Here is a 3,163-nt window from a genome sequence, read left to right on the forward strand (position 1 = left end):
GGCCGGCCAGGCCGCCGCCGACGATGACGACGTCGGTCTCACCGGGCACGGGCCACCTCCGCACCGGTCCGGTCGCCGTCCCGCCGGGACCGGGACAGCTGGCTGGGCCACCAGATCTTCGGCCCGATGTCGTACGCGAGCGCGGGCACCAGCAGCGACCGGACGACGATGGTGTCGAGCAGCACCCCGGCGGCGACCGCCACGCCCAGCTCGACGAGGACGACCAGGGGCAGGACGGCGAGCGCGGAGAAGGTCGCGGCGAGCACGATGCCGGCGGAGGTGATCACGCCACCGGTGACGGCGAGTCCGGCGAGCACGCCGGCCCGGGTGCCCCGCCGGACCGACTCCTCGCGGACCCGGCTCATCAGGAAGATGTTGTAGTCGATGCCGAGGGCGACCAGGAAGACGAAGGCGAACAGCGGGAAGGACTGGTCGACGCCGGGGAAGCCGAGGACGTACCGGAAGATCAGCGCGCAGAGGCCGAGCGTGGCCAGGAACGACAGCACCACGGTGGCGATCAGCAGGAGCGGGGCGACCAGGGCGCGCAGCAGCAGGGCCAGGATGACCACGATGACCAGCAGCACCACCGGGATGATGACGTTGCGGTCCCGGGTGGCGGCGTCGGCGGTGTCCACGTTGATGGCGGTGAAGCCGCCGACCACGCTGTCGGAGTCGGGCACCTTGTGCACCGCCTCGCGCAGGTCGCGGATGGTCCGCTCGGCCCCGTTGCTGTCCGGCGGGTCGGCCAGGGTGACGTTGAGCTGCACCCGTCCGTCGACGACCTTGGGCGGCGCGTTCGGGTCCGGCGGGCCGGCCGTACCCTGCCGGCTGAGGGGCAGCACCGAGGACACCCCGGGTACGCCCTGGGCCACCTGGGCGACCTGCCGCGCGGTGGCCTGGTTGGTGAAGATGGTGGCCGGGCTGCCAGTGCCGGCCGGGTAGTGCCGGGCGATGGCCTCCTGGCCGGCCACCGAGTCGGTGCGGTTGGTGAACAGGTCGGACTGGCCGAGGGTGGTGGCGCCGAGCTGGGTGACCCCGATCGCGAGCGCCGCCAGGACGACCGCGGTGACCAGCCAGACGGCGCGGGCCCGCCGGGCCACGAAACCGGCGATCCGCCCCCAGACGCCGTGCTCGGCCTGCGGGTCGGCCCGGTCGAAGCGGGGCCGGCGCGGCCAGAACGCCCACCGTCCGCCGAGCACCAGCAGGGCGGGCAGGAAGGTGAGCATCACCAGCAGGGTGGCGGCGATGCCGACGGCGGCGACCGGGCCGAGCGCCCGGTTGGAGTTGAGGCTGGACAGCAGCAGGCAGAGCAGGCTGACGATGACCGTGGCGCCGGAGGCGAAGATGGCCGGGGCCGCGCCGCGCCAGGCGGTGCGCATCGCGTCCCAGGGCCGCTCGTGCCGGTGCAGTTCCTCGCGGTAGCGGGCGATCAGCAGCAGCGCGTAGTCGGTGCCGGCACCGAAGACCAGCACCGTCAGGATGCCCTGCGCCTGCCCGTTGAGCTTGATGACGTCGTTCTTGGCGAGGTGGTAGACGAAGACCGAGGCCAGCCCGTACGACATGCCGGCGGCGAGCAGTGGGAAGATCCAGAGCACCGGGCTGCGGTAGACGATCAGCAGGATGACCAGCACCACGACCAGGGTGACCAGCAGCAGTGGCCCGTCGATGGCGGTGAAGACCTGGATCAGGTCGGCGAGCAGTCCGGCCGGTCCGGCCACGTCGACGGTGAGTCCGTCCCGGTTCGGGCCGGCGATCTCCCGCAGCTTGTCGACGACCGTCCGGATCCGCTCGCCCTCGGAGCTGTCGATCGGGACGATCACCTGCACCGCCTGGCGGTCCTGGCTGACGATCGGTGGCGGCAGCGGGCCGACGACGCCGGGGACCTGGCCGAAGCGGGCGGCGTCGGCCTGGACGCGCTGCTGGTCGGCCGGGGTGAGCCCGGAGCGGCGCTCGTACACGACGAGGGCCGGGGTGGTCTCCCGCTCAACGAAGCCGGCGGAGAGGTCCTGGGCCCGGGTCGCCTCCGCGTTGGCGGGCAGGAAGGAGGCGTTGTCGTTGGTGGCGACGTCGCCGAGCTTCCCGGAGTAGGGACCGGCGATCCCACCGACGACCAGCCAGCCCAGCACGACCGCGAGCGCGATCAGCGTGGCCGTCCAGCGGCTCCGTCCTCCGGCCATCTCCACCCAACCTTGAATCGACGCACAAATCGACGCATCGGGAGTCCAGGTCGACAGCGACCATCCTGCCGGGCGGAAGCGTCCCCGGGGGCGGAAACCACCCGGGCCGGTCTGCGGCGCCGGGCCCCGGGCCTGGCCCGGACAACGAGAAACGCCCGTCGGCGTGGGCCGACGGGCGTCGTGTGGAGCGAAGCTCCCCCGATTGGACTCGAACCAATAACCTGCCGGTTAACAGCCGGCTGCTCTGCCAATTGAGCTACAGGGGACCGTGCACCGCCCGGCTGCCGGATCTCTCCGCGCCGTGCGACGGGGACAAGAGTACAGGACATCGGGGGGTGGTGCGCCAGGGGGTTACCCGATCGACCAGGACGACCTCCGGGACGCACCAACCCGCCCGCAATACGGACAAATCGTCATCTCGGCACAAGGAGGCATGACCGGAGAGCAGGATGGGTAGTTAGCCGCCGACAGAGGACGCAGGCGCGAGATGGTCGCTCCCGTCGGGAACACCCGGTGGGATCGGCGGCGCGTCAGGTACGAAAGGAGCCGCCATGCGCGGAAAGATCATGTTCCTTGGCGGGCTGGCTGCGGGATTCGTCCTGGGCGCCCGTGCCGGCCGGGAGAAGTACGAGGAGCTGGTGGTGCGGGGCCGCAAGGTGCTCGACCACCCGACCGTCCAGGAGGCGGCGGGGGTCGCGCAGGCCCAGGCGACCCGGCTCTACGCCGAGGGCAAGGACAAGCTGGGGCAGACCAAGCTCGGCGAGAAGCTGAGCAGCGGCAACGGCAGCAAGCAGGGGCTGACCGCGGCCGACAAGCCGTTCGCCGGCACGCCGGCGACGGTCGGCGCCAAGTCCGGTTCGACCGGCACGGGCTCCACCAGCTCGACCGGCTCGACCACCACGAGCACGAGCACCAAGTCGTCCGGCACGGGCACCAACGGCAGCACCCTCTGACACATCCGCGCAGCGGGCCGGTCGCCATCGGGC

General features: G+C 72.0%; 2 protein-coding genes and 1 tRNA gene. 1 reads left to right on the forward strand and 2 read right to left on the reverse strand.

Going from position 1 to position 3,163, the window contains the following annotated elements; all coding sequences use genetic code 11:
• Positions 1–38: 38 nt before the first annotated feature.
• Positions 39–2,177, reverse strand: a complete 2,139-nt coding sequence (locus ACWEVO_RS33570; RefSeq protein ID WP_452311441.1) for an MMPL family transporter — start codon at positions 2,175–2,177, stop codon at positions 39–41.
• A gap of 193 nt (positions 2,178–2,370) precedes the next feature.
• Positions 2,371–2,443: transfer RNA gene (locus ACWEVO_RS33575), tRNA-Asn, on the reverse strand.
• 285 nt (positions 2,444–2,728) lie between these two features.
• Between ACWEVO_RS33575 and ACWEVO_RS33580 the strand changes: the two genes are divergently transcribed.
• Positions 2,729–3,130 carry a hypothetical protein gene (locus ACWEVO_RS33580; RefSeq protein WP_452311442.1) on the forward strand — a complete coding sequence of 134 codons (402 nt, stop codon included), beginning with the start codon at positions 2,729–2,731 and terminating at the stop codon, positions 3,128–3,130.
• Positions 3,131–3,163: the final 33 nt, after the last annotated feature.

This window comes from Micromonospora sp. NPDC003776 (assembly GCF_053605645.1).

Coding starts and splice junctions, on each gene's coding strand:
- ACWEVO_RS33570 (WP_452311441.1), bottom strand. CDS start 2,177: ATGGCCGGAGGACGGAGCCGCTGGACGGCCACGCTGATCGCGCTCGCG.
- ACWEVO_RS33580 (WP_452311442.1), top strand. CDS start 2,729: ATGCGCGGAAAGATCATGTTCCTTGGCGGGCTGGCTGCGGGATTCGTC.